The 1,109-nt window shown below is 42.8% G+C and carries 1 protein-coding gene; it reads left to right on the top strand.

Going from position 1 to position 1,109, the window contains the following annotated elements; translation table 11 throughout:
* Positions 1 to 21 precede the first annotated feature (21 nt).
* Positions 22 to 1,098, top strand: coding sequence for an RNA-guided endonuclease TnpB family protein (locus tag INT03_RS05460; RefSeq protein WP_193007970.1), 1,077 nt, complete (start codon positions 22 to 24; stop codon positions 1,096 to 1,098).
* Positions 1,099 to 1,109 lie beyond the last annotated feature (11 nt).

Raw genomic sequence — 1,109 nt, 5'->3', positions numbered from 1 at the left:
CATTGAGATCATAATTACCCCATGAAAACGCTCAAACTACGCATCAAAGACAAACATGCCACTCAGCTAAATATCTTAGCGGGGTCGGTTAACTTTGTCTGGAATTACGTCAATGAGCTAAGTTTTAAACACCTCAAGCGTACTGGTCAATTCTTTTCAGCTTATGATTTGGCTACTTACACCAAAGGTGCGGGTGAATATCTAAACCTACACAGCCAAACCTTACAAGCAGTGACCGAAACCCATGCCAAGGCTCGTAAACAGTTTAAAAAAGCCAAACTCAACTGGCGCACCAATAATCCTAAAGCCAAACGTAGTTCTCTTGGTTGGATTCCGTTTAAAAAGACCGCTATTAAGCATATCAGCACCCGCGAAAGTGGTAAAAAGTGTCTAAAAAGCACCCTGCAATTCAGCTTAGCTAAAGGTAAAAAACTCACTATTGACCTATGGGACAGCTATAACTTAGCGCTCTACACCATCAATACTTGCGAATTGGTACAGGACAATCGCGGTCACTGGTACGTCTGTGTGACGGTTAAAGAATTTCCAAAAACAGCGTGTGGCACTGGTCAGGTCGGTATTGATTTAGGCTGCAAAGATTCAGCAGTCAATAGTGATGGCGACAAACTACAAACCAAAGTCACTCATCAATACGCTGAAAAACTGGCTATTGCTCAAAGAGCTAAGAATAAAAAGCGGGTCAAGGCCATTCACGCCAAGATTAAAAATACTCGTCAAGACCTCATTCATAAATTCACATCAAAGCTTGTCAAAGCCAACAGCCTAATTGTTGTTGGTAAAATAAAATCAACATCATTCACTAAGGGCAAACTTGCCAAATCCGTCTATGACGCAGGTTGGTTTGAAATTAAGCGGCAACTGGATTATAAATGCGCGAACGCAGGTTGCCACTATATCGAAGTGAATGAAGCGTACACCACCCAAACCTGCTCGTGTTGCGGCTCTCGTCAAGACAGTCCGAAAGGTAGATCAGCGCTTGGTATAAGAGTATGGTTTTGTCGTTCTTGTAAAACGACCCATAACAGAGACGTTAATGGAGCAAAAAACATTCTTGCGGTCGGGCTTGGCCGTCTTTAGTAGGAATCCCC

It is taken from the genome of Psychrobacter sp. PG1, assembly GCF_014897815.1.
Taxonomy (GTDB): domain Bacteria; phylum Pseudomonadota; class Gammaproteobacteria; order Pseudomonadales; family Moraxellaceae; genus Psychrobacter.
The sequence above is the reverse complement of the archived record's forward strand: the minus strand, read 5'-3'. Positions and strand labels throughout refer to the sequence as shown.

Bases quoted from the DNA above. Each gene is read 5' to 3' on its own strand.
- INT03_RS05460 (WP_193007970.1), top strand. From the start codon at position 22: ATGAAAACGCTCAAACTACGCATCAAAGACAAACATGCCACTCAGCTA.